At 62.9% G+C, this 24,678-nt stretch carries 22 protein-coding genes; 4 read left to right on the top strand and 18 right to left on the bottom strand.

All coding sequences use genetic code 11. The features are described from left to right. Positions 1–11: 11 nt before the first annotated feature. Entirely contained in the window at positions 12–623 is a 612-nt protein-coding gene (gene ureG, locus AC1DOG_RS19185) for an urease accessory protein UreG (RefSeq protein WP_018897109.1), read from the top strand. On the opposite strand, the gene AC1DOG_RS19190 is transcribed toward ureG, so the two are convergent. From AC1DOG_RS19190 to AC1DOG_RS19225, 8 genes are all read right to left on the bottom strand, one after another. Next, positions 601–1,311, bottom strand: a complete 711-nt coding sequence (locus AC1DOG_RS19190; protein ID WP_113197468.1) for a Crp/Fnr family transcriptional regulator — start codon at positions 1,309–1,311, stop codon at positions 601–603. The two genes, ureG and AC1DOG_RS19190, sit on opposite strands and share 23 nt — an antisense overlap. 145 nt (positions 1,312–1,456) lie before the next feature. After that, entirely contained in the window at positions 1,457–4,753 is a 3,297-nt protein-coding gene (locus tag AC1DOG_RS19195) for an efflux RND transporter permease subunit (RefSeq protein ID WP_477930265.1), read from the bottom strand. A 13-nt stretch (positions 4,754–4,766) separates the two neighbouring features. Beyond that, entirely contained in the window at positions 4,767–5,960 is a 1,194-nt protein-coding gene (locus AC1DOG_RS19200) for an efflux RND transporter periplasmic adaptor subunit (protein WP_477930267.1), read from the bottom strand. 417 nt (positions 5,961–6,377) lie between these two features. Beyond that, positions 6,378–7,349 carry an ABC transporter substrate-binding protein gene (locus AC1DOG_RS19205; protein WP_477930269.1) on the bottom strand — a complete coding sequence of 324 codons (972 nt, stop codon included), beginning with the start codon at positions 7,347–7,349 and terminating at the stop codon, positions 6,378–6,380. A 58-nt stretch (positions 7,350–7,407) separates the two neighbouring features. After that, positions 7,408–8,529 carry an ABC transporter permease gene (locus tag AC1DOG_RS19210; protein WP_477930271.1) on the bottom strand — a complete coding sequence of 374 codons (1,122 nt, stop codon included), beginning with the start codon at positions 8,527–8,529 and terminating at the stop codon, positions 7,408–7,410. Then, a complete protein-coding gene (locus AC1DOG_RS19215; RefSeq protein ID WP_113235300.1) occupies positions 8,526–9,410 on the bottom strand; it encodes an ABC transporter permease in 885 nt (294 codons plus the stop codon). Before AC1DOG_RS19215 ends, AC1DOG_RS19210 begins: the two co-directional genes overlap by 4 nt. Beyond that, positions 9,407–9,787, bottom strand: a complete 381-nt coding sequence (locus AC1DOG_RS19220) for an endonuclease domain-containing protein (RefSeq protein ID WP_477930273.1) — start codon at positions 9,785–9,787, stop codon at positions 9,407–9,409. Before AC1DOG_RS19220 ends, AC1DOG_RS19215 begins: the two co-directional genes overlap by 4 nt. Positions 9,788–9,962: 175 nt before the next feature. Beyond that, the gene (locus AC1DOG_RS19225; protein ID WP_477930275.1) at positions 9,963–10,751 is read right to left on the bottom strand and encodes an ABC transporter ATP-binding protein; all 789 of its coding nucleotides are present in this window, start codon (positions 10,749–10,751) and stop codon (positions 9,963–9,965) included. A 95-nt stretch (positions 10,752–10,846) separates the two neighbouring features. Here AC1DOG_RS19225 and AC1DOG_RS19230 point away from each other — a divergent pair, with 95 nt between their 5' ends. After that, positions 10,847–11,260: a cupin domain-containing protein gene (locus AC1DOG_RS19230; RefSeq protein WP_047514486.1), complete on the top strand. Its 414-nt coding sequence runs from the start codon at positions 10,847–10,849 to the stop codon at positions 11,258–11,260. A 2-nt stretch (positions 11,261–11,262) separates the two neighbouring features. Here the strand turns inward: AC1DOG_RS19230 and AC1DOG_RS19235 are convergent, their stop codons facing one another. The 5 genes from AC1DOG_RS19235 to AC1DOG_RS19255 form a co-directional block, all read right to left on the bottom strand. After that, positions 11,263–11,643, bottom strand: coding sequence for a hypothetical protein (locus tag AC1DOG_RS19235; protein WP_477930277.1), 381 nt, complete (start codon positions 11,641–11,643; stop codon positions 11,263–11,265). 3 nt (positions 11,644–11,646) lie between these two features. Then, on the bottom strand, positions 11,647–13,101 hold the full coding sequence (gene hydA, locus AC1DOG_RS19240; protein WP_477930279.1) for a dihydropyrimidinase: 1,455 nt from the start codon (positions 13,099–13,101) through the stop codon (positions 11,647–11,649). A gap of 116 nt (positions 13,102–13,217) precedes the next feature. Next, the gene (locus AC1DOG_RS19245) at positions 13,218–13,415 is read right to left on the bottom strand and encodes a hypothetical protein (RefSeq protein WP_477930281.1); all 198 of its coding nucleotides are present in this window, start codon (positions 13,413–13,415) and stop codon (positions 13,218–13,220) included. A 137-nt stretch (positions 13,416–13,552) separates the two neighbouring features. After that, the gene (locus AC1DOG_RS19250) at positions 13,553–13,777 is read right to left on the bottom strand and encodes a hypothetical protein (RefSeq protein ID WP_113197458.1); all 225 of its coding nucleotides are present in this window, start codon (positions 13,775–13,777) and stop codon (positions 13,553–13,555) included. Between the two features lie 49 nt (positions 13,778–13,826). Next, positions 13,827–15,080: a Zn-dependent hydrolase gene (locus tag AC1DOG_RS19255; protein ID WP_477930282.1), complete on the bottom strand. Its 1,254-nt coding sequence runs from the start codon at positions 15,078–15,080 to the stop codon at positions 13,827–13,829. 301 nt (positions 15,081–15,381) lie between these two features. Here AC1DOG_RS19255 and AC1DOG_RS19260 point away from each other — a divergent pair, with 301 nt between their 5' ends. Beyond that, complete coding sequence (locus AC1DOG_RS19260; RefSeq protein ID WP_113008300.1) at positions 15,382–16,038, top strand: TetR/AcrR family transcriptional regulator; 657 nt, start codon at positions 15,382–15,384, stop codon at positions 16,036–16,038. Here the strand turns inward: AC1DOG_RS19260 and AC1DOG_RS19265 are convergent. The 3 genes from AC1DOG_RS19265 to AC1DOG_RS19275 form a co-directional block, all read right to left on the bottom strand. Continuing rightward, positions 16,033–18,618 carry an HWE histidine kinase domain-containing protein gene (locus AC1DOG_RS19265; RefSeq protein ID WP_477930284.1) on the bottom strand — a complete coding sequence of 862 codons (2,586 nt, stop codon included), beginning with the start codon at positions 18,616–18,618 and terminating at the stop codon, positions 16,033–16,035. The genes AC1DOG_RS19260 and AC1DOG_RS19265 overlap by 6 nt on opposite strands. Positions 18,619–18,842: 224 nt before the next feature. Then, positions 18,843–19,901: a glycosyltransferase family 4 protein gene (locus tag AC1DOG_RS19270; RefSeq protein WP_477930286.1), complete on the bottom strand. Its 1,059-nt coding sequence runs from the start codon at positions 19,899–19,901 to the stop codon at positions 18,843–18,845. An 82-nt stretch (positions 19,902–19,983) separates the two neighbouring features. Then, a complete protein-coding gene (locus AC1DOG_RS19275) occupies positions 19,984–20,433 on the bottom strand; it encodes a rhodanese-like domain-containing protein (RefSeq protein ID WP_477930337.1) in 450 nt (149 codons plus the stop codon). 77 nt (positions 20,434–20,510) lie between these two features. Between AC1DOG_RS19275 and ftrA the strand changes: the two genes are divergently transcribed. Continuing rightward, entirely contained in the window at positions 20,511–21,539 is a 1,029-nt protein-coding gene (ftrA, locus tag AC1DOG_RS19280) for a transcriptional regulator FtrA (RefSeq protein ID WP_477930288.1), read from the top strand. 194 nt (positions 21,540–21,733) lie between these two features. On the opposite strand, the gene preA is transcribed toward ftrA, so the two are convergent. Together preA and AC1DOG_RS19290 are read right to left on the bottom strand one after the other, a co-directional pair. Next, complete coding sequence (gene preA, locus AC1DOG_RS19285; protein ID WP_113197450.1) at positions 21,734–23,047, bottom strand: NAD-dependent dihydropyrimidine dehydrogenase subunit PreA; 1,314 nt, start codon at positions 23,045–23,047, stop codon at positions 21,734–21,736. 15 nt (positions 23,048–23,062) lie between these two features. Next, positions 23,063–24,424 (bottom strand): NAD(P)-dependent oxidoreductase, encoded by a 1,362-nt coding sequence (locus tag AC1DOG_RS19290; RefSeq protein WP_477930290.1) that lies wholly within the window; start codon positions 24,422–24,424, stop codon positions 23,063–23,065. Between the last annotated feature and the right edge of the window lie 254 nt (positions 24,425–24,678).

Raw genomic sequence — 24,678 nt, forward strand, 5'->3', positions numbered from 1 at the left:
GAGTGCACGATATGAAATCAGGAAATGGACCTCTGCGGGTCGGCATCGGCGGACCGGTCGGCTCGGGCAAGACGGCGCTGACGGAAAAGCTCTGCAAGGCGATGCGCGATCAATATTCAGTCGCCGTCGTCACCAATGACATTTACACGACCGAGGATGCCGAGGCGTTGATGCGCATGCAGGCGCTGCCGTCGGAGCGCATCGTCGGCGTCGAAACCGGCGGCTGCCCGCACACCGCCATTCGTGAAGATGCGACGATCAACCTGCAGGCCATTGCCGGCCTCAACGAGCGCATTCCCGATCTCGACGTGGTCTTCATCGAATCGGGCGGCGACAATCTGGCGGCGACGTTCTCGCCGGATCTCGCCGACATCACCATCTATGTGATCTCGGTCTGCCAGGGCGAGGAAATTCCGCGCAAGGGCGGGCCTGGCATCACCAAGTCGGACCTTCTCGTCATCAACAAGAAGGACCTAGCGCCCTATGTCGGCGCCGATCTCGACGTGATGGACCGGGACGCGACGCGCATGCGCGCCACACGCCCTTTCGTGTTCTCAGACATGAAGCGCGGCGATGGCATCGGCGCCATCGTCGATTTCCTCAAGGTGCATGGCGGCTTGTAATCGCCGGTATCGTCTTCAAGACGTTGAGATTGCTGATCTCGATCGAGCGGCCGCTGACGGTAACGCCGGCGGCGCGCAGCGACGAGAAGGCGCGGGAGAGCGCCTCGGGCGCCAGTCCGAGCTTGCGCGCCAGGAGGCTCTTCTGGAAGGGGAGCCGCATCTTCGCCGCCAGACCTTCCGGTTTGCAATGGGTGAGCAGATAGGTCGCAACGCGCTGAGGTGCGGTCTGCATGCGGTCGCTCGCCAGGCAATCGATCGTCGATAGCAGGTGCTGCGAGAGGCTGCGCATGATCGCGATGCCGATATGCGGCCGGTGTTCGACCAGCGCCCGGACCTGCTCGAGATTGAAGCGGGCGAAGATCGAGTGCTCCATGGCCTGAGCGCCATAGCGATAATCGCCGCCATCCGTGACTAGGCATTCGGCGAAGCTGTCGCCGGGCTCGCAGATGCGGATATCGCCTTCCTGATTGTCGCCGCCGAGGCGATAGAGCCGGGCAAAGCCCGTCAGCACGCAATAGAAATACTCGCCCCGTTCGCCCTGGTGAAACAGGATGTCGTGCATCTGGTAGCGCACGATGGTCGCGCAGGCGAGAAGCGCGTTGCGTTCATCCCGGTTGAGGCCGGAAAAAAGAATGGTTTCGCCAAGCATGGTCTTGTGGACATTGCTTAGTTTCAAGCCCGTCGTCATCTCTTTCTCCACATTCGTCGGTCGCAGGCCGCGCCTGCCATTCGGCTAAAATAGCCGGAATGGCCATGGGGAAAGTTGATCTGCATCAAGTGGGAGCAAGAAATGAAAAAGCCGGGGCGAACCCCGGCTTTTCCGTATGATCCGATTATTCCGCCGCGAAGGGCGGCAGGCGGACGACGTTGCCGCCGGATTTGCCCTTCTTGTCGTCGGGCTTCTCGATCGCGGTGATGCGGCCGTCGAGGTTGGTGACGGCGGTCGTGAGTTCCTCCGGCGAGAGCGGAAGCTGCTCCTCGTCCTTCTTGCCGACAAGGCGGCCGAACAGCCAGCCGAGCAGGCGGGAAAGGTCGTCCATGATCAGGAAGAAGGACGGTACGACGACAAGCGAGAGCACCGTCGAGACGATGATGCCGCCGATCACGGCGATTGCCATCGGCGAGCGGAACGAGCCGCCTTCGCCGACGCCGAGCGCCGAGGGAAGCATGCCCGCCGACATGGCGATCGAGGTCATGATGATTGGGCGGGCGCGCTTGCGGCCGGCTTCCACCATGGCTTCGACACGCTCCATCCCATGCCGCTTCATCTCGATCGCGAAATCGACGAGCAGGATGGCGTTCTTGGTGACGATACCCATCAGCATCAGGATGCCGATCAGAACCGGCATGGAGAGCGCGTTCTGGGTGACGATCAGCGCCAGTGCCACACCGCCGATCGCAAGCGGCAGCGAGAACAGGATGGTGAAGGGCTGGATCACGTCCTTGAAGAGCAGGATCAGCACGACCAGAACCAGCATCAGGCCCATCAGCATGGCATTGCCGAAGCTCTGGACCATTTCGCCCTGAACCTTGGCGTCACCGCTTTCGGCCAGATGCACGCTCTTCGGCAGTTCGGTTTCGGAGACGATGCGCTTGAACTCGGCGGTCGAGGTATCGAGCGCCGTGCCGAAGGGCACGTCGGAGCCGATGGCGACGACGCGATTGCGGTTGTTGCGCTTGATCGAGCTCGGGCCTTCCGAATAGTCGACATCGGCGACGCTGTAGAGCGGCACGCTGGCGCCGCTCGCCGTCTTGATCTTGATGGCGCGGATGGCGGCCAGATCGCGGCGGACATCGAGCGATGCCTGAACGCGGATCGGGATCTGCCGGTCGTCGAGCGAGATCTTGGCGAGGTTTGCGTCGATATCGCCGATGGTGGCGACGCGGATCGTCTCGGAGATCTGCTGCGGCGTGATGCCGAGGCGGGAGGCCTCGGCCATGCGTGGGCGGATCTGCAGTTCCGGACGGGGCAGGGCGCCTTCGGAGGAGACGTTCGCCAGGATCGGCGACGCGCGCAGCTTCGATTCCAGCAGGCTGACGGCCTCGTTCAGATCGTCCTCGTTGGAGGAGAGGAAGTTGAAGGTGAGGTCGCGCTCGGCGCGGTCGTTGACCTTGGAGATGCGCACGTCAGGGATACCGCGCACGGCGGCGAAGATATCCTTTTCGACATCCCACTGCGGACGCGTGCGGCCGTGTTCTTCCATCTTCGGGATCAGATTGCCGATAACAGGCAGTCCGCCGAGACCCTTGTTGACGAGGGTCTTCAGCAGCGAGTGATCGATATTGCCGAGGATGACGCGCACGGTGGCGCGGCGCAGCTCCAGATCACCCTTGGGCGAGGCGCCGCCGAGAACGAAGACGCTTTCCACGCCGTCGATCCCGCGCACCGCGTCGTAGACCTTGGTCGAGGCTGCGGCAGTGTCTTCGAGCGTGGCGTTTGGCGGCAGTTCGACGGACAGCACGACGCGCGAGGAATCGTCCGGCGGCATGAAGCTGCCGGGCACGCGGCTGAGCAACATCATCGAGCCGATCAGGAAGGCGATAGCGCAGAGCAGTGTCGTATAGCGCCAGTACCATTTGCGCGTGGTGCCGGTGACCAGGCGCGTATAGCCGCGCATGATCGTGCCGTCATTGTCGTGATGGTCTTCCATGCCGTCTTCCGCGCGCATCAGATAGGCGGCCATCAACGGTGTGATGAGGCGCGCCACGACGAGCGAGAAGAAGACCGAGAAGGCGACGGTCAGGCCGAACTGGATGAAGTACTGCCCGGCGATGCCCGGCATGAACGACACCGGCACGAAGACGGCGATGATGGTGAAGCTGGTGGCGATAACGGCGAGGCCGATTTCGTCAGCGGCTTCCAGCGCTGCCTTGTAGGGCGTCTTGCCCATCTTGATATGGCGGGCGATGTTCTCGATCTCGACGATCGCGTCGTCGACGAGAATACCGGTTGCCAGCGTCAGCGCCAGGAAGCTCACGAGGTTCAGCGAGAACCCCATGATATCCATGATCCAGAAGGTCGGAATGGCCGACAAGGGCAGTGCCACGGCGGCGATCAGCGTCGCGCGCCAGTTGCGCAGGAACAGGAAGACGACGATGACGGCGAGGATCGAGCCTTCGATCAGCGTGTGAAGGGCTGCCTCGTAGTTGCCGTAGGTGAAGTAGACGCTGTCATCCACCATCTCGATCTTGACGTTCGGGTTGGCCTTGCGGATCTCCGTCAGGCTTTCAGACACCGTTTCGGCGACAGAGACTTCGCTGGCGCCCTTGGCGCGGAAGACGGCGAAAGTGACCGACGGGGTGCCGTTGAAGCGCGAGAAGGACTTCTGCTCCTCGTAGGTGTCGTCAATCGTGCCGAGCTCGGAGAGCTTCACGAAGCGGCCGTTCGGCAGGCTGATCGTCGTCGTGTTGAGCTGCGAGACGTCGCGCGTATCGCCGAGCGTGCGGATCGTCTGCTCGTTGCCGGCGACCTGGCCGCGGCCGGAGCCGAGGTTGACGTTGGTGCCGCGCAGCTGCTGGTTCACGTCGGCGGCGGTGATGCCGTAGGCGTCGAGCTTGCCGGGGTCGAGCGACACACGCACTTCGCGGTCAGCACCGCCGTAGCGGTCGATACGGCCGATGCCGGGCTGGCCTTGAAGGGCGCGCTTGACGGTGTCGTCGACGAACCAGGATAGCTCCTCGAGCGTCATGTTGGGAGAGGAGACGGCAAACGTCTGGATCGCCTGTCCTTCGACATCGACCTTGCTGACGATTGGTTCCTCGATGCCGGCGGGAAGATCGCTGCGGATCTTGTCGACCGCGTCCTTGGTATCCTGGACGGCTTCGGCGGTCGGCTTTTCGATGCGGAAGACGACGACCGTCTGCGACAGGCCGTCGGTGACCGTCGACTGGATTTCATCGATGCCGCTGATGGAGGCGACCGCGTCCTCGACCTCCTTCGTCACCTGCATTTCGAGCTCGGCCGGCGAGGCGCCGCTTTGCGTGACGCTGATGGAGACGACGGGAACGTCGATATTCGGGAAGCGGGTGATCGGCAGCTTGTAGAAAGCCTGCATGCCCACGAACACCAGCAGCGCGAAGGCGAGCAGCGGCGCAATCGGATTTCGGATCGACCATGCGGAGAAATTCATGGATTGGCCTCGGTCAGTTCGATTGTGCCGATACGGCTTCGGTGACAGGGGTGATCTTGTCGCCATCGCGAACGAAGGCGCCGGCCTTGGCGACGACGGTGTCGCCTTCCTTCAGGCCTTCCGAGATCTCGACGAAGCCACCATCCTGGATGCCTGTCGTCACCTTCACCTGCTTGACGATGCCGTCCTCGACCTTGCGGGCGGTGGAGCCGTTACGGCCTGACGTGACGGCCGACAGGGGAAGGGCGATGTCGTTCTTTTCGGCGACGATGATGTCGGCGCTGGCATACATGCCGGAGCGGGCAGCACTCTCGTCGTCGATATAGATGTGCACGAGGCCGAGGCGAGTGGACTGGTCGACCGTCGGGGAGACGATGCGGACCTTGCCTTCGATCTTCGTGCGGTTGCCCGACAGCGTCACGATGGCGCGCTGACCGACCTTGATCTTCTGGATATCGGTTTCCGACAGCTCGGCGACGAGCTCGATCGCGCTATCCTTGATGACGGTGAACATCGGCTCGCCGGTGCCGGCGGCAATGGCGCCGATACGGGCGTTCTTGGCCGAGATAACGCCTGAAACCGGCGTCTTCACGTCCGTACGCGCGAGCTTCAGGTCGGCATCGGCGATCTGGCTGTCGATAACCTTCAGGTCGGCGATCGCCACCTCGATTGCCTGTTCCGCCGAGGAGACGCGCGCATTGGCGGTCGCAGCGGTCGCGTCGGCCTGCTCGACCTGGGCGGTGGAGACGGTGCCCTTCTTGCCCATCTCGTCGGCGCGCGACTGCTGCAGGCGGGCCTGCTCGGCATTGGCCTTGGCCTCGACCAGCTGGGCGCGGAGCTGGGCGAGACTTGCCTCGCCCTTGGCCTTGGTCGCCAGCATCTGCGCCTTCTGCAGCACCAGCGCATCATCGTTCAGCGTCGCAATCGTGCTGTCGGCCGTAACCTTGTCGCCGACATCGACGTTGAGCGCGCGGATGGAGAGACCCTCGACCTGCGGCTGGATATAGACTTCCTCGATCGGGCGGATCGTGCCCGTGCCGATGACGCGATCGACCAGCGCGCGCTTGGCAGCGGTCGTGACCACGATCACGGGCAGGTTCTGCTGTGCCTTGGGCGGCTGGTTTTCCTCAGCGAACGCGACCGATGCGGCAAAGGCAGCCGCGATCAGGGTGGAGGCGCGTAGAGTTTTAGGCGTCATGCGTACCATGCGTCTTTGTCCAGTCTTTGAAAAAGGTTGGCCAAACTCGCGCCTTGTCCTCAGCTCGCGAAGGCCTTCTCCCGTAAGTGCAAGCTCAGAAATATTCCCGCATCACTGCCGTATCTTACTTCGTAAGATGACCCTCGTCCGGCAAATCCGACATGTACGTGGTATCGTTTTGCCCCACGCACAAGCCCGGCGGAAAATAATTCCTCGCGGCGCACATTAGTAATCTCGACGGCCGAGATCAATCACCATTCCGTGATGCCGGCATTCGGTTTGTTGATCCGCAATTCCGTCATTCCTATGACGCGCCACCCGACGTTGCGCCGACAACGTCACGAAATTTTTTATGATTTAAATGAGAAACGCGCGGTGCCAGCCCGCGCGTTCCTTGTTTATTCGATGCGACTTGGTTGCCGCCCGTTACTTGGCGGCCGCGTCGGTGATGTCGTGCGTCCAGGCGCCCGTCGGTTCCTTGCTGATGATCTTCTGGTCCAGCAAGGCCTTGGCGGTGCGGTCGTAGAGCGTGGTGTCGAGCTTGCCGGTGCCGTCGCCGATCAGCTTGGCCACTTCGCTCATCATTCGCTTCTGGTGGTTTTCGTCCTGACCGCCGGCATCGACGACGATGCCTGCCGCATCATCGGGGTTCTCGACGGCGTACTTCCAGCCCTTCATCGAAGCCTTGACGAACTTGGCCATCTTTTCCTTGAAGGCCGGGTCCTTCAGCTTCTCCTCGCTGGCGTAGAGGCCGTCCTCGAGCAGGTCGTTGCCCATGGCGGTGTAGTTGAAGACCGTCAGCTCTTCCGGCTTGAAGCCGGCATCGATGGCCTGCCAGTACTCGTTATAGGTCATGACGGAGATGCAATCGGCCTGCTTCTGCAGGAGCGGCTGAACGTCGAAGCTCTGCTTCAGCACGGTCACACCGTCCTTGCCGCCATCGGTCTTCAGACCGATCTTGTTCATCCAGGCGAAGAAGGGATATTCGTTGCCGAAGAACCAGACGCCGAGCGTGTGGCCCTTGAAGTCGGCTTCGGTCTTGATCGGGCCGTCCTTGCGGCAGATCAACTCCATGCCGGACTTCTGGAAAGGCTGGGCGATGTTGACGAGCGGAACGCCCTTTTCGCGGGCAACCAGCGCGCCACCCATCCAGTCGACGATCACGTCGGCACCGCCGCCGGCGATCACCTGCTCGGGCGCGATATCAGGGCCGCCAGGCTTGATGTCGACATCGAGGCCTTCCTCTTCGTAGTAACCCTTATCCTTGGCGACGTAGTAGCCGGCGAACTGCGACTGGGTGACCCACTTCAGCTGAAGCGTCACCTTGTCGGCGGCCATCGCGTGGCTTGCCGCCATCGCCATGGCGCTCGCCATCATTGCAAGAACCAGTTTTTTCATTTTCTTGTTCCCTTTTTCTTTCTTTACGCCCGACCCCAGTGTCGGGAATAAGCGACGCCTAGCCACCACGGATAGACGGATGCCAGAACGTCACCGCCCGCTCAGCGAGGGCGACGACGCCATAGAAGATCGAGCCTGCCAGCGCCGCAACAGCGATTTCGGCCCAGACCATGTCGACATTCATGCGGCCGATCTCGGTGGAGATGCGGAAGCCCATGCCGACGATCGGCGTACCGAAGAACTCCGCGACGATGGCACCGATCAGCGCCAGCGTCGAGTTGATCTTCAATGCATTGAAAATGAAAGGCATGGCCGCCGGCAGACGCAGTTTCAGGAGCGTCTGCCAGTAGCTGGAGGCGTAAGTCTGCATCAGGTCGCGTTCCATCGGACCGGATGCGGCAAGGCCGGCGACGGTGTTCACCAGCATCGGGAAGAAGGTCATGATGACGACGACGGCGGCCTTGGACTGCCAGTCGAAGCCGAACCACATGACCATGATCGGAGCAACGCCGATCATCGGCAGCGCCGAGACCATGTTGCCGATGGGCAGCAGGCCACGGCGCAGGAAGGCGACGCGATCGGCAAGGATGGCGACGACGAAGCCGGCGCCGCAGCCGATGACATAACCCGCAAGCACGGCCTTGAAGATCGTTTGCCTGACATCGTCCCCGAGGATCGGGAGCGACCCGACGATGCGCGCGGCAATGGCGCTCGGCGGCGGCAGGAGCACGAAGGGGATGCCGGCGCCGCGCGTTGCGGTTTCCCAGAGGATCAGGATCCAGGCGCCGAAGATGGCGGGCACCAAGAGCCGTAGGGCGGTATCATCGGCGCGCGAGCTGGTCCTGATCTCGACGATCTCGCTGACGGTGCGCCAGGCGAGCAGCCAACACGCCGCCATCAGCAGGAAGAAGGGTTTTGCCGCGTAGCCTTCGTTCCCACTCAGGCTCGACAGCAGCAGCCAGGCGCCGCCATGGGCGCCGATGAAGAGGACCGTTGCGCGGCTGGTCTTCGATTGCGGCAGCAAGGAGATGAGGGCGGACGCCGCGATCAGGATGAAGGTGATCGCCGTCATGCCTGTCGATGGTGGCTTGCCTGACGCGGCGGAGAACAGCGGCAGCGTTGCCGCGGCCGCGATGGTGAGGAGGAGGGCGACGATTGCCTGCCAGGATGCGTTCTTCATGCCGACCTCCCGCCCATGGCGCGATCGACGATCTTCGCGGCAATGCTGACGACCATGATCAGGAGCGCCGCCAGCAGCGAGCCGGCGATCAGCGCCGCCCAGATGTCGATGGTCTGGCTGTAATAGGAGCCGGCAAGCAGCTTGGAGCCGATACCGGCCACCGCACCCGTCGGCAGTTCGCCGACGATGGCGCCGACGAGGCTGGCCGCAATCGCCACCTTCATCGAGGTGAAGAGATAGGGCACGGAGGCCGGCACGCGGAGCTTCCAGAAGGTCTGGGCGGGGGAGGAGTTATAGGTGCGCATCAGGTCGAGCAGCATGACCTCTGGCGAGCGCAGGCCTTTCACCATGCCGACGGTCACGGGGAAGAAGGAGAGATAGGTCGAGATCAGCGCCTTGGGGATGAGGCCGGTGATGTTGATGGCGCCCAATACGACGATCACCATCGGCGCGATCGCCAGGATCGGGATGGTCTGCGAGGTGATGATCCACGGCATCAGGCTGCGATCCAGCGCCTTGATATGGACGATGCCGACGGCGATCAGGATGCCGAGCAGTGTGCCGAGCGTGAAGCCGAGCACGGTGGAGGAGAGGGTGACGCCCGAGTGATAGACGAGGCTGCGGTTGCTCGTGAGCTTGCGCAGGAAGGTGTTCTCGAAGACGTTCTGCGCCACCTGATGCGGGGCGGGCAGGAGGGGTTTGGGCTGCGATAGGGTTTTTTCGATGAACTCCATCGTGGTCGGGGTCTGGCCGGCGCGGGTGTCCATGTCGCGCTGGAAGGAGGCGTTCATCAGGATTGCCGCGACGTACCAGATGGCGACGAGGGCGGCCAGGATTGATGTGACGGGGATGATCTTGTCCTTGAGGGTGTCGGGGGTCATGCGGCTTGCTCCTTCAGGAACTTGGCGGCATGGTTTTGGATCTGGATGAAAACGTGATCGGGTCCATCCAGTACCTGGTCATTGTCGAAGCGGAGCACGGTGAAGCCTTCGTTGCGTAGAAATGCGTCGCGTGCGCTGTCATGCCTGCGGCCATGATCCGTTTCGTGGCTGTCGCCATCGACCTCGATGATCAGTCTAGCGGAAAGCCACGCGAAATCAGCGATATAGGGGCCGACGGGCGTTTCTCGACGGAAACGGGCGCCGTAGGGGCGAAGGTCTCGAAGCATGTCCCACATGGCGGCTTCCGCCTTGGTCAGTTCGCGGCGGAGGCGTCTCGCTCGTTCGCGTGTTCTAGGAGTGATGTTGGAGTGCGGCATCTAGACCCCTCCCCAACCCCTCCCCACAAGGGGGAGGGGCAAGCCTGTGGCGCCCGCTGAGAAATACAGCAAAGCTCGAATACGTGGAACGCTTCTGGTGTTCGAGACGGTAGCGGCAATGAAGCCCCTCCCCCTTGTGGGGAGGGGTTGGGGAGGGGTCTTAATGTCTATGCCTCTAATGCTCATAACTATGCCCCGCTCTCAGCCCATCCCGCACGCGGTGGGCGATCTCAAGGAACTCCGGGCTCTCACGAATATCCAACGGCCGTTCGCGGGGTAGCGGCGAGTCGATGATGTCGGTGACACGGCCGGGGCGGGGGGACATGACGACGATCTTGGTCGAGAGATAGACCGCCTCGGGGATCGAGTGGGTGACGAAGCAGATGGTCTTGTTGGTGCGCGCCCAGAGCTTCAGCAGTTCCTCGTTCAGATGGTCGCGGACGATTTCGTCGAGTGCGCCGAAGGGCTCGTCCATCAACAGCAGATCGGCGTCGAAGGCCAGCGCGCGGGCGATCGAGGCGCGTTGCTGCATGCCGCCTGACAGTTGCCAGGGAAACTTCTTTTCGAAGCCGGTGAGACCAACCAGATCGAGCGCCTCGGCGATGCGCTTCTGCCTTTCATCGGCCGGGTAGTTCATGATCTCCAGCGGCAGCGCGATGTTCTTGTCGATGGTGCGCCAGGGATAGAGCGCCGGTGCCTGGAAGACGTAGCCGTATGCGCGCGCCTTGCGGGCGTCCTCCGGCGTCATGCCGTTGACTGTGATGTCGCCCGAGGTCTTCTTCTCGAGATCGGCGATAACGCGCAGGAAGGTGGTCTTGCCGCAGCCGGATGGGCCGATGAAGGAGACGAAGTCGCCCTTGCGGACATCGAGGTTGACGTTGCTCAGCGCATGCACCGGCGCGTCATTGGCCTGGTAGGTGAGACACAGATCCTTGGCGGATACGACGGAGGCAGCTTGCGTCAATGCGGATCGATCCTGTTTTCCCCGCGCGGCGGCGGTTTGCGTGATATCATGGGCGGCGGTTTGGGCCGCGCCGGCAAGCTTTGAGGAGGACGACGATGGATGCGACATCAAAACCGACCTGCCATATCGTGCGCCCCGACCATTCCTACGACGGAAAGCAGGGGCTGAGCTATTTCCAGGGCATTGCCGCCGAGACGGTCGGCGCCAAGGGCATCTGCATGCATCTTCTGACCATCCCGCCCGGCGTGCGCGCCAAGGCGCATCTGCACGAGGCGCACGAGACGGCGATCTACATGCTGTCGGGCGAGGCGCACACCTGGTATGGCGACGACCTGGAGCACCATGTCATCGTGCATGCCGGCGAGCTGTTCTACATCCCCGCCGGCGTGCCGCACCTGCCGGCGAACCTCAGCAGCACGCCCTGCACGGCGATCATCGCGCGCACCGATCCCAACGAGCAGGAGAGCGTCGTGCTGTTGCCGGAACTGGATGGGAACGTGCCGGTTTGATGTCACTTGCATAGCGGCAGCGGCCCCCACTTTATGCCGGCATCCGAGGTGAAGCCGATCGTGTAGCCTTTCGGGCCATAGGTGATCTTTGCCGTGTCCTCGCTTGCCGCTTCTTCGCCTTCGGCCTCGCAAGAGACCGTGGCGGTGAAGTTCTTGCCCTCGGTCTTCAGGACCTTCTCGATGGTGCAGGCGGAGGCCGCCGTGGTGATGGCTTCCGATGTCAGCAGGAAGAAGTTTTCCGATCCGGTGGATTCGCCCGACTTGGCGTAGGCGCATCCGTCCTTGTTGCCGTAGCTCCCCTTGATCGGCAAGGTGTCGGCGCTTGCCGCGGAGGTCAGCGCGGCCAGCGAAACGAGAGTAAGAACCAGCCTGCCGCGCGCCATCGATCACACCCCGCTTGCCGGAATGCCCGCGCGCTCGACCTTGCGCGGCGCGGTGATTTCCTTCCACGTCGAGAGCGCCTTGGAGACGGCGGTGACCGGTTCGCGCTTGACGAACTCGCCATGGCCCTCGCGGGTCTTCATCGTCTCCTCTTCGACCACGACAACGCCGCGGCTCAGCGTGTAGCGCGGTAGGCCGGTGACCTGCTTGCCCTCGAAGACGTTGTAGTCGATGGCCGATTGCTGGGTCTTGGCAGAAATTGTCTTGGAGCGCTTCGGGTCCCAGACCACGAGGTCAGCATCAGCGCCGACGAGGATGGCGCCCTTGCGTGGGTAGATGTTGAGGATCTTGGCGATGTTGGTGGAGGTGACGGCGACGAATTCGTTCATCGTCAGGCGGCCGGTGTTGACGCCGTAGGTCCAGAGCATCGGCATGCGGTCCTGCAGGCCGCCGGTGCCATTCGGGATCTTGGTGAAATCACCGACGCCATAACGCTTCTGGTCGGTAGTGAAGGCGCAGTGGTCGGTGGCGACCACCTGCAGCGAGCCGGAGGCGAGGCCGGCCCAGAGACTGTCCTGGTGCTGCTTGTTGCGGAAGGGGGGCGACATGACGCGGCGGGCGGCGTGGTCCCAGTCCTTGTCGAAATATTCGGTTTCGTCGAGCGTCAGGTGCTGGATCAGCGGCTCGCCATAGGCGCGGATGCCCTTCTGGCGGGCGCGGCGGATGGCTTCGTGGGCCTGTTCGCAGGAGGTATGGACGATATAGACGGGGCAGCCGGCCATATCGGCGATCATGATGGCGCGGTTGGTGGCCTCGCCCTCGACTTCCGCCGGGCGGGAGTAGGCGTGAGCCTCTGGGCCGTTATTGCCTTCGGCGAGCAGCTTCGCCGACATGGAGGCGACGACGTCGCCGTTTTCGGCGTGGACGAGCGGCAAGGCGCCAAGCTCGGCGCAGCGCTGGAAGGAGGCGAACATCTCGTCGTCGTTCACCATCAGCGAGCCCTTGTAGGCCATGAAGTGCTTGAAGGTGTTGATGCCCTTGTCCTCTACGATCGTCTTCATCTCGTTGAAGACCTGCTCGCTCCACCAGGTGATCGCCATGTGGAAGGAATAGTCGCAATTGGCGCGGGTCGACTTGTTGTCCCACATGGTGAGCGCTTCGAGCAGCGACTGGCCGGGCGCGGGAAGGGCGAAGTCGACCACCATCGTGGTGCCGCCAGCAAGGGCCGCGCGCGTGCCGCTGTCAAAATCGTCGGATGAATAGGTGCCCATGAAGGGCATTTCGAGATGGGTGTGCGGGTCGATACCGCCGGGCATGATGTAGCAGCCGGTGGCATCAAGCGTCTCTGTTCCGGAAAGGTTGGGCCCGATCTCGACGATCCTGCCGCCATCGACCTTCACGTCCGCCTTGTAGGTCAGGTCGGCGGTGACGATGGTGCCGTTCTTGATGACTGTGCTCATTGGTCGGGTTCCCTGTTTTTATGAGACGGGGCACCGTTCACGGTGCCGTCGCGCCGTGTCCAGCAGTCTAATGAATATGAAAGAGGCCTTCCGGAAAATGCTCGTTGAAGGCTGGCTCAGGTCTCGACGAGATCCAGCCGCTTTTCGATACGCAGGACGCGCTCGTCGAGGCGGTCAAGCCGTGTCGAAATGGTCGCGTATTGATGTTCGAGGCTGCCGAGGCGCTGCTTGACAACCTGCATGTCGTCGGAAAGCCGCTGGACAGTGCCGCGGATGGCACGCAAGTGCTCAAGGATGAGGTTGTCAGACGACATGCACCAGCCTCCGTTGGCGGTAACTCGCGTTCTAAACATAGCAACTGCGAGATCATCCCACAATCTCCCTACCCAATGCCTCACTCAGCATCGATGGCGGTTTTGATTGAAGACGAAATGCTTGTTTGCGGGCGCCGCTAGCTTTCGACGAGATCCAGCCGCTTCTCGATGCGCAGTATGCGATTGTCCATTCTGTCGAGACGGTTGGACAGGATTGCATAGGTGCCGTTGAGCGAGGCAACCTGACTTTCGATCTGGCCGAGGCGGCCCTTGATCTCGATGAGGTCGTCCGAGTGACGATCCTGCGTGGCGCGGATCGCGCGCAGATGTTCAAGGACGAGGTTTTCTGTAGAGGAAGACATGCAATGGTCTCCGCGAGTTCAGCCGATATCAAATATAGCGGCTGCATGGTCATCCGACAATCTCCGCCGTCTCCACTACCGCGTGGAACAAAACGTCCGCGCCGGCTGAGGCCCATTCCTTGGAGATCTCCTCCGCCTCGTTGTGGCTGAGGCCGCCGACGCAGGGGCACATGACCATTGTGGCCGGTGCCACCTTGGCGGCCCAGCAGGCGTCGTGGCCGGCGCCGGAGATGATGTTCATATGGCTGTAGCCGAGCCGGTCGGCGGCGTTGCGGACGGCGTCCACCAGCTTCGGGTCGAAGGTGACGGGGTCGAAATGGCCGACGGCTTCGACCGAGCAGCCGACACCGAGGGCGTCGCAGATCTTCGCGGCCTCGGCCTCGATCTTTGCGCGCATGCGGTCGAGCTTGGTCTGGTCGGGAGTGCGGATGTCAACGGTGAAGACGACCTTGCCGGGAAGCACGTTGCGGGAGTTCGGCGAGAAGAAGACCTGGCCGACGCCGCCGACGGCGCCCGGCTGTTCGCCCATCGCCACGGCCTGCACCATTTCCATGATGCGGGACATCGCGAGCCCGGCATTGACGCGCAGGTTCATCGGCGTCGAGCCGGTGTGGGCTTCGCGGCCTGTCAGCGTGAATTCCAGCCACCAGAGGCCCTGGCAGTGGGTGACGACGCCGATCTGCTTGTTCTCGGCTTCGAGGATCGGGCCCTGCTCGATGTGATATTCGAAATAGGCGTGCATCTTGCGGGCACCGACCTCTTCCTCGCCGAGCCAGCCGATGCGCTTCAGCTCGTCGCCATAGGTCTTTCCATCAGGGTCCTTGCGGGAATAGGCGTAGTCGATGTCGTGGACGCCGGCGAAGACGCCTGAGGCGAGCATGGCAGGCGCGAAGCGCGCGCCTTCCTCGTTGGCCCAGTTGGTGACGACGATGGGGTGCTTGGTCTTCAGCCCCAAGTCGTTCATCGTGCGCACGACCTCGAGCGCGGCGAGCACACCGAGCACACCATCATACTTGCCGCCGGTCGGCTGCGTATCGAGATGCGAGCCGACATAGACGGGGAGCGCATCGGGATCGGTGCCGGGGCGGGTCGCGAACATCGTGCCCATCTTGTCGACGCCCATGGTCATGCCCGCGGCGTCGCACCATGTCTTGAAGAGGCTGCGGCCCTCGGCATCGGCGTCGGTCAGCGTCTGGCGGTTGTTGCCGCCCGCGATCCCCGGGCCGATCTTCGCCATGTCCATGAGACTGTCCCAGAGACGGTCCCCGTTGACGCGCATGTTCTCGCCTGGTGCTGCCACCATATCCGTATTCCTCACCAGTTTTATGCGGCGCATGCTGTGCAGCATGTCCGCTTGTTCCCGTGGTCAGTTTCAGCGCCGTTGTTGTTTTGTTAGCGTCTGAAAATCGTCAGTTGCCTTTGATTTGCTTCTGACGGATAATTTGACCGACTGGTAAACATTACAACTTCCGGCGTCCGGCTCAAGGCGAAAATCAGGAAAATTACCGACAAAATTCAGGGCAGTTGCTCAGTTTTTCGGCACTGTATCGCTGCCGCTTAAAGTTGACTGAAATAGTTGAATTTGAAAGAGAAAAATTAGCGACATGGCGATCCCGAGAGCTGCGAAAACACAGCGGCGCACCCGCATCCAGGAAGAGAAAGAGGAACAGATCCTGGAAGCGGCGCTCGATGTGTTTTCGGTGAGCGGTTTTCGGGGATCGACGATCGACCAGATCGCCGAGGTGGCGGGCATGTCGAAGCCCAATCTGCTCTATTATTTCCGCACCAAGGAGGCGATGCACCGGGCGCTGATCGACCGCGTGCTGTTCACCTGGCTCGAACCGCTGCGGGCTTTCAATGCGCAAGGCAATCCCGAGAGCGAGATCCGCGGCTATATCCGCCGCAAGCTTGAGATGGCACGGGATTTTCCGCGCGAGAGCCGGCTGTTCGCCAATGAGGTGCTGCAGGGCGCGCCGCATATCGAGGACGAGTTGAAGGGACCGCTGAAGGAACTGGTCGACGAGAAGGCCGCGGTCATTCGTAGCTGGGCCAAGGCCGGCAAGATCGTCAAGTGTGATCCCTACCACCTGATCTTCTCGATCTGGTCGACGACGCAGCACTACGCCGACTTCGACGTGCAGGTGCGCGCCGTGCTCGGGCAGGGGCAATCGGGCGAGGGGCGTTTCGAGGACGCGGCGCGTTTTCTCGAACAGCTCTTCGTGGACGGCCTCAGCGTGCGGACGAACCAGCCGGCATCATGATTTAACGATCGGCGTCATGCGCGATAGAGCGCTTGCGACACTTTCGATCGTGTAAGGCTTCTGCAGCAGATTGGCGCCGAGAGCGCCATAGGCCTGCGATACCCCTTCGCCATAACCTGTCGCCAGGATCAGGGGCACACCCTTTGCAGCTAGCCTTTCGGCCACGGCGATGCTCGTTTCCTCGCCGAGATGGACGTCCAGAACGGCCAGGTCGAATTTGCGGCTGTCGATGACCGCCAAGGCGTTCGAGACATTCGGCGCAAGCGATACGCTATAGGCGCCGAGTTGCAGGAAGATGTCTTCGCCATCCATGGCGATGATGAGATTGTCCTCAACAAGCAGAATGTCGAGCCCGTCCAGTGGCCGGTCCTTGATCGTCTCCAGAATGGCCTTGGCCGATTGCAACGATTGCTCCGGCAAAAGCGACACCGCGCCATCGGCGAAGGTCGCAAATTTCTCGGGGATCAGGAAATGCGCTTCGAGGCCTTCAGGCTCATAGCGCACATCCGCCTGGCCGCCGAGCTCATAGGGGATCGAGCGGCGGATGATTGTCGTGCCGAAGCCCTGTCGGGTCGGCTGCTTGACGGGCGGGCCATCGCTCTCGCGCCAGTGGATGACGAGATTGCCGGCGTCGTCCTTGTGCCAATCGACCCCGACGGTGCCGCTGTCGCAGAGGCTTCCGTATTTGGCGCTGTTGGTCACCAGTTCGTGGAACACCAGCGCCGAGATCGAAAACGCCTGCGGCGCGAGCAGCACTTCTGGCCCGTTCATGATGATGCGCGCGGCATTCGGGCCGAGATAGGCGGCGGCTTCGGCCTGCAGCAGCGCGCGCAGCGGCGCCGGCGCCCAGTGGTCGCGGGTGATCTGGTCGTGGGCGCGCGACAGCGCCTGCACGCGGCCTTCGAGATGGCCGATGAACTCGTCGGTGCTGTCCGTCGTGCCGCGCGACTGGCGGATCAGGCCGCTGATGAGGCTCAATATGTTGCGCACGCGGTGGTTCAGTTCGGCGATCAGCAGTTCCTGCCGTTCGTTGGCCTGCTGGCGCACGGCGTTGGCTTCATCGGTCAGCCGCAGCACGACCTCGATCAGCGTGACACGAATGGTTTCGGCAACGCGGCGTTCGGCGGCGGAGAAGGGCTGCGAGTGCTGGCGTACCAGCTCGGACCAGGTCTCGAAGCTCTTGCGCGGCGTCAGGCGCGGACCGTTCGGGCCGTATTCGACAGGCTTGTGCGGATCGCCCGCCCAGCGCACGGAGCGCACGATCTCCTGGCGGAACAGAACCACGTAGTCGCGCGGCGAGCGCGAGATAGGAATGGCGATCAGCCCGGCCACGATATCGCCTGATATCGTTCCCGGCCATGTCTCGGCGATGCTGTCGGTCGAAAACACGCGGCCGGCCGAGTTGCGGTTGAGGACACGGACGAGCTCGCCGAATTCAGCCTGCGACGGGGTGATGCCGTTCAGCGCCGAGCGGCCGTTGATCCAGACGCCGATGCCATCGGCCGGGATCGCGTCGGCCAGCGCGTCGATCAGCCAGGAGGGATCGTCGAGCAGGCTGGCATTGTCGGCGACCGAGGTCAGCAGCCGGTCGGCGATCTGGCGGGCCTTGGTTTCGAACTCGAGCGCAAGCCGCCGCTCGCGGCTCTCCAGCCGTGAGGCGAACATCTGGCCGAACAGTTCCGATGTCGTGCGGCGCTCGAAGGAGGGGAGGCGGGCGGAATAGTGGTGGCAGGCAAACAGGCCCCAAAGCTTGCCGTCGACGACGATCGAGATCGACAGCGAGGCGCCGACGCCCATGTTCTTCAGATACTCGATGTGGATGGGCGATACCGAGCGCAGGATCGACATGGAGAGATCGAGCGAGCGTCCATGCGCATCGATCTCAGGCACCAGAGGCACATTGACGGCGTCGATGTCGGCGATGATGCGGAAGAGATTGCGGGTGTAGAGCGCACGCGCCTGCACGGGAATGTCGGAGGCCGGGTAATGCAGGCCGAGGAACGAGCCGATGCCGGCGCGCGCGGCTTCCGCCACCACTTCGCCGGCGCCGCTTTCGTCGAAGCGGTAGACCATGACGCGGTCGAAGCCGGTGAGCGCGCGGGCCTGGCGGGCGCCTTCACGGAAGAAGGTTTCCAGCGTTTCGGCCTGGTCGAGACGACCCATCATGCTGCGGATCGACACCGGCGAGCCGCCTTGCGCGCCTTCCTGCGAGGGCTCGGCCTCGATCACGACCTGATCGTCGCTCATGTGGATGGCGATGTCGAAGAGCGGACCGCCTTCGGAAAGCTCGATGCCGAAGAGGCGCTCCACCACGTCAGGGCCGCGCATGATGCTCAGCCGGTTGCGCAGCGTGTGCATGGTCTTGCCGCTGATCACGCGCGAGACAGGCTGGCCAATGATCTCATCGCAAGCGATGCCGACGAACTGTTCGAGATTGGCGGAAGCGCGCGCCACCATCCAGTCCGAGGAAACGACCAGCAGGAAGCCGAAAGGCTGGATGGCGCCGAGGCGATGGATGGGTTCGCGGTCGCAATTAGTGAGGTCGACCTTGCCGAAATTCTCGCTCGAATTCTCGTTCACGATGGACCATGCTCCCGATCATACGGGGCAGCCTCGGCCATCGGGAGAACCGGAAAAACGTCTGCCGCTGCGTGGCAATCGCTGGTGTGGGCGCGAAGCGCGCTGCAAGGGGGCATGCTGTGGGATTTCCAGTTTTCGGTTCGGGACGCGAGATAGATCTCTAATGAGCAGGATTGAAAATATGCGTCAAGCCATCCGGATTTCCACCCGCCGGGCAGGAAATTTCACTGCATCAAGGACTTCGCCTGCTTGCGCGCGGTTTTCTGCCTGATCTCGTAGACCTGCCGGACCTCATGTCTTCGCTGGTCTCGCCTGCCGTCCGAGGGGATTTCCGAGAGCCAGGCGATGGCTATGTCCGTGAACGCGCCGTCGGCGGGGATGAGGAGATCGGTCTCATCGAGCTGTTTGCGGATGCAGCCGCGATCAAAGGCAATGACGTCGTTTCCGGCCGCCTTGGCCTCGAAGACGACGAGGGGCTGGGCCTCGTTGGCATAGGTCGTCGGGAAGACGAAGACGTCGATGTCGCGATAGAATTTCGCCTTTTCGTCGCCGAGCACGCGGCCGCGATAATCGAGCGTGCTGGCGAATTCATTCAGCGCCGCGTCGATCATGGCGCGGTCGGCGCTATCGGTCGCCGGGCCGGCAAGGACGGCACGGATCGGCAGCCCCTGCAGGATCGCCTGCCGCAGCAGATCGAGAAACGTCTCCAGCCCCTTGGCGCGGCTGAGGTTGCTGAGCATGCCGATCGTCAGCGGGCGGGCGGGGATCACCGCGTCCTCGTTCTGTGGAGGCACGAAGGCGGCGTTGGAGATGATGGCGGTGTGCAGGCGCCGGTCATAGTTGTCGGCGAAGCGGTCGCGCATCATGCCGCAGAGAAAGACATGCGTGAGGTCGGGAGCGGCGAGCGCCAGGATGGCGCGCATGGTGAGGCTCGGCCGGTCGATGTAGCGAAAGCTGTGGTGATGAAGGTAGGTCGGGTAGGCGAAGAGCCGGGCGAACGCCACTATGAGCAGCGTGTAAAGCTGGCCGAAGCCGCCGTCGCAGGCGAGGTAGCAGGCCTTGTCTAGACGTCCGCGTTCGCGCGCGAGGCTGGCTAGCGCGGCCAAGACCTTGATTGCCTTCGCCGGGTGCCGCCAGAGGCGGGAACCGCCTGCCGGTGGCGAGAGGTTGCTGGTGACCACGGTGTGATCTTCCAAGAGTAGGTCCACCATCGCCGCCGTGGCGAAAGAAAAGCCGTGGAGCGGCGGCGGCAGCGGGCCGATGGCAACGATATGACGGGTCATGCGGGCCACCTCTTGAGCCTGCGATGACTATGCGCGCCAGCGCGGAAAACTCAATCTCCCCGTTCGGTGCATATGCCCGTCGTTATGCGGCTTCGTTGGCTGGTCCCGTTTCGAAATCGAAGCCTTCATCGGCCCAACCGGTCATGCCGCCGATCATCACCTTGACCCGGTAGCCGAGCCTTGCAAGGCGAAGGGCCGCCTTGTCGGTGCCGTTGCAATGTGGGCCGGCGCAATAGACGACGAAGAGGGTGCCCGATGGCCACGCGGACATGCGGTGCGCGGTCATCTTCCCGTGCGGCAGGTTCTGGGCGCCGGGCACATGCGACAGGGCGAACATCGCGGGAGAGCGGACGTCGAGGAGGACGAAGTCGATGCGTCCTGATGCAAGCGAGGCGTGGACGTCCCAGCAATCGGTCTCGAAGGCGAGCTTGCGGGCGTAATAGGCGGCGATCGCCTCCGGTGCCGCGGCCGGGATTTCGGCGACGTAGCTTGGTGTCGCGGGGTGGGTTGCGGGCTGTGGTTCGGGGATCATGTCGGTCATCGGGGTCTCCTGTCGTTGCTGTTGCTGCAGAAGATGCGCGATGATAGGTGTTGGCGAAACTGGCCATAATGACGACTGGCGTAAAGATCATGCCAAATGCTGTCGCACTATTAGGACCCAAGGTCGCCGTGCTCGTCTATGACGGCCTGTGCACCTTCGAATTCGGCATCGCCTACGAGGTTTTCGGTCTGCCGAGGCCGGAGATGGGGGCGAACTGGTATCGCTTTCGCGCCTGCGGCGTCGAACCCGGTCCGCTTCGCGCGGCCGGTGGGCTGAGCGTCACCGTCGATGGCGGTCTCGACGATCTCGATGATGCCGATCTGATTGTCGTTCCCGGTTGGCGGGCGATCGATGCGCCGGTGCCCGACGGGCTGATAAAGGCGTTGCAAGCGGCGCATGGGCGTGGCGCGCGGATCATGTCGCTATGCTCGGGTGTTGCGGTTCTGGCCGCCTCGGGATTGCTTGCGGGCAAGCGGGCGACGACGCATTGGCGTTATGTCGCTTCCGTCGCCGAGCGCTATCCCGAGATCGGGCTTGATGCCGACGTGCTCTACATGGACGAGGGGCGGATGCTGACGGCGGCAGGGAGTGCCGCCGGCATCGATCTCTGCCTGCATGTGGTGCGCGGCGATTTCGGCGCGGAGGCGGCCAATTCGGTCGCCCGGCGCCTGGTCGTGCCGCCGCATCGCGAGGGCGGGCAGGCGCAGTTCATCCGCGCTCCGGTGCCGCAGCCGCGCGAAGGCGTACGGCTCGGGCCGCTCATCGAATGGATGCGGGCGCGGCTCGATGAGGATCAGCCGATCAGCTTGCTTGCGGCCAAGGCAGGGATGAGCCAGCGCACATTCCAGCGCCGCTTCGAGGCGACCACGGGATCGAGCGTCGGCGAATGGTTGCTCACCGAGCGGCTGCGACATGCGCGCGAACTCCTGGAGCTGAAGGGCGAGGCATCGCTCGGCGACATCGCCACCGCCTGCGGCTTCGGCACGCCGGCAACGATGCGGCACCATTTTCGCCGCCGGCTGGGGACCAGCCCGGGGGCTTATCGGAAGGTGTTTTCGGGCGCTGGCTTTGCGGGCCAAGGTGACGCCGAAGCTTAAGGTGGGTCATTCACCGCGCGGACGCGCGGTGGCTGGATTCCTGTCACAAGGACAGGAATGAGGGTGGAGATCGGCGTGGCGCTCCCACAAACTCCCTCATCCCTGTGCTCGTCACAGGGATCCAGTAGCCGCACGTCCGTGCGGCGAAAAACTCTACTAGAGGTGCCGCGGAGCGTCCCGCGACACCTTCGAACTTACTCCGCGGCTTGTCTGGCCATCGGGTTGTTCGGGTGCGTCGTCCAGTTGGCGTAGTTGGGGTCGACGGTCTTGCCGGTGCGTTCGTCGAGGCTGCCGGATGGAAGCTGCTCCATGGTGATGCAGTTTTCGACGGGACAGACGTTGACGCAGAGGTTGCAGCCGACGCATTCGTCTTCCATCACCTCGAAGTGCCTGACGCCATTGACGAATTGAGTGATCGCCTGGTGCGAGGTGTCCTCGCAGGCGATGTGGCAGCGGCCGCACTTGATGCAGGCGTCCTGGTCGATCTTCGCCTTGGCGATGTAGTTGAGGTTCAGATACTGCCAGTCGGAGACGTTGGGCACGGCGCGGCCGGTAATGTCGTCGAGGTTGCGGTGGCCCTTGGCGTCCATCCAGTCTGACAGGCCCGAGATCATCTCCTGGACGATCTTGAAGCCGTAGGTCATCGCCGCCGTGCAGACCTGCACGTTGCCGGCGCCGAGCGCCAGGAACTCGGCGGCATCGCGCCAGGTGGTGACGCCGCCGATGCCTGAGATCGGCAGGCCCTGGGTTTCCGGATCGCGGGCGATCTCGGCCACCATGTTGAGCGCGATCGGCTTGACCGCCGGGCCGCAATAGCCGCCGTGGCTGCCGCGTCCGTCGATCGAGGGTTCCGGCGAGAAGGTGTCGAGATTGACCGAGGTGATCGAGTTGATCGTGTTGATCAGCGACACGGCGTCGGTGCCGCCGGCCTTTGCAGCGCGCGCTGGCTTCCTGATGTCGGTGATATTGGGCGTCAGCTTGGTGATGACGGGCATGCGGGTGTATTGCTTGCACCAGCGCACTACCATTTCGATATATTCAGGCACCTGGCCGACGGCGGCGCCCATGCCACGCTCGGACATGCCGTGCGGACAGCCGAAGTTGAGTTCGATGCCGTCGGCGCCGGTCTCTTCCACCAGCGGCAGGATCGCCTTCCAGCTCTCTTCCTCGCAGGGGACCATGATCGAGGCGATCAGCGCGCGGTCCGGCCAGTTCATTTTCACCTGCTTCATCTCGCGCAGGTTGGTGTAGAGGTCGCGGTCGGTGATCAGCTCGATGTTGTTCAGACCGAGCAGGCGGCGGTCGGCGCCCCAGATCGCGCCGTAGCGCGGGCCGTTGACGTTGACGACGGGCGGGCCTTCCTCGCCCAGCGTCTTCCAGACCACGCCGCCCCAGCCCGCCTTGAAGGCGCGCTCGACGTTGTAGGCCTTGTCTGTCGGCGGCGCCGAGGCGAGCCAGAAGGGGTTCGGCGATTTGATGCCGACGAAATTGTTGCGGAGATCAGCCATGGTTCACTCTCCCCTTCAGGCGACGGCAACGGCCGGCTGCGCATCGGCGGCCAGCATGCAGTGAATGGATTCGGCGGCGTCGCGGCCATTGGCGACGGCCGAGACGGTGAGGTCGTTGCCCCCGAAGACGCAGTCGCCGCCGGCCCAGACGCCGTCAAGCGAAGTGCGGCCTTCGGCATCAACGACGATGCGTCCGGACTCCAGGCGCAGGCTTCCAAGGCTCGACGAAACGAGAGCCTGGCCGATCGCCTTGAAGATCTGGTCGGCGGCAATGACGCCGGTTTCGCCGGTGGTCGCCAGGCGGCCTTCCGACAGCGTGGTGTATTCGACCTCAAGGGCCGCGACCTTGCCGTCCTGTGCAAGGATCGCCTTCGGCGCCAGCCAGTGGCGGATGATGACGCCTTTGGAGGTCGCCAGATCCTGCTCGAACTCAGACGCGTTCATGTGCTCCTTGCCGCGGCGGTAGCAGATGGTCACTTCCTCGGCGCCGAGCAGCTTTGCCTGCACGGCCGCATCGATGGCGGTCATGCCGCCGCCGAGCACGATGACGCGGCGGCCGATGGCGATGTCGGCCTTGTTGTCGGTCTGGCGCAGCGCCGCGATGAAGTCGACCGCGTCGTCGACGCCGGCGAGGTTTTCGCCCTCGACGCGCAATGCGTTTACGCCCGATAGGCCGATGCCGAGGAAGACGGCGTCATATTGCTGTTGCAAGTCTGCGAGCTGGAAGTCGCGGCCGAGCAATTGCCCATGTTGGACCTCGATGCCGCCGATCGAGAGCACATAGTCGACTTCCTTCTGCGCGAAGCCGTCGACGGACTTGTAGGTGGCGATGCCGTATTCGTTGAGGCCGCCGGATTTCGGCTTGGCGTCGTAGATCACGACCTCATGGCCCTTGACGGCGAGGCGGTGTGCGGCGGCAAGCCCGGCCGGGCCTGCGCCGACGACGGCTATCTTCTTTCCTGATGAAGCAGCACGGGTGTAATACTGCTTGCCAGCCTGCATCGCCGCATCGGTGGCGTAGCGCTGCAGACGGCCGATCTCGACGGGGCGTTCCTCGGCCGTGTTGCGCACACAGGCCTGCTCGCAGAGTTCTTCGGTGGGACAGACACGGGCGCACATGCCGCCCAGGATGTTCTGATCGAAGATGGTCTTGGCGGAGCCGAGAGGATTGCCAGTCGATATCTGCCGGATGAAGAGCGGGATATCGATGGCGGTGGGACAGGCCGTCATACAGGGCGCGTCATAACAGAAATAACAGCGGTCGGAGGCGACCAGGGCCTCGTGCTTGTCGAGGCGCGGGTGAAGATCGGAGAAATTCTTGTCATACTCGGCGGGCGAAAGCCGGCCAGCATGAATCCCAGTGTCCAGACGTTCCATTGAAGTTCCCTCATTATAGGTAAACGGCCAGTGGAACGAAGCGTAACTCAGGATAAAAAATTTATCAAACGGTAAAATTTTAGCATAGGGCGGGCTTGAGGGGAAGTGTATGCTGCTGTTTTAGAACGGCTTTTCGATTTCGAGTTGATTGCTGTCAAGTCGCTCGATGGGCGCTTGCGGCCGCGCCAATCTTCACAGCGGAAGAATAATTGAAAAAATCAGAGATTTTTCGTGAAGAGCGGGAACCATTCCTC

This window comes from Rhizobium sp. 01N48, assembly GCF_056399145.1.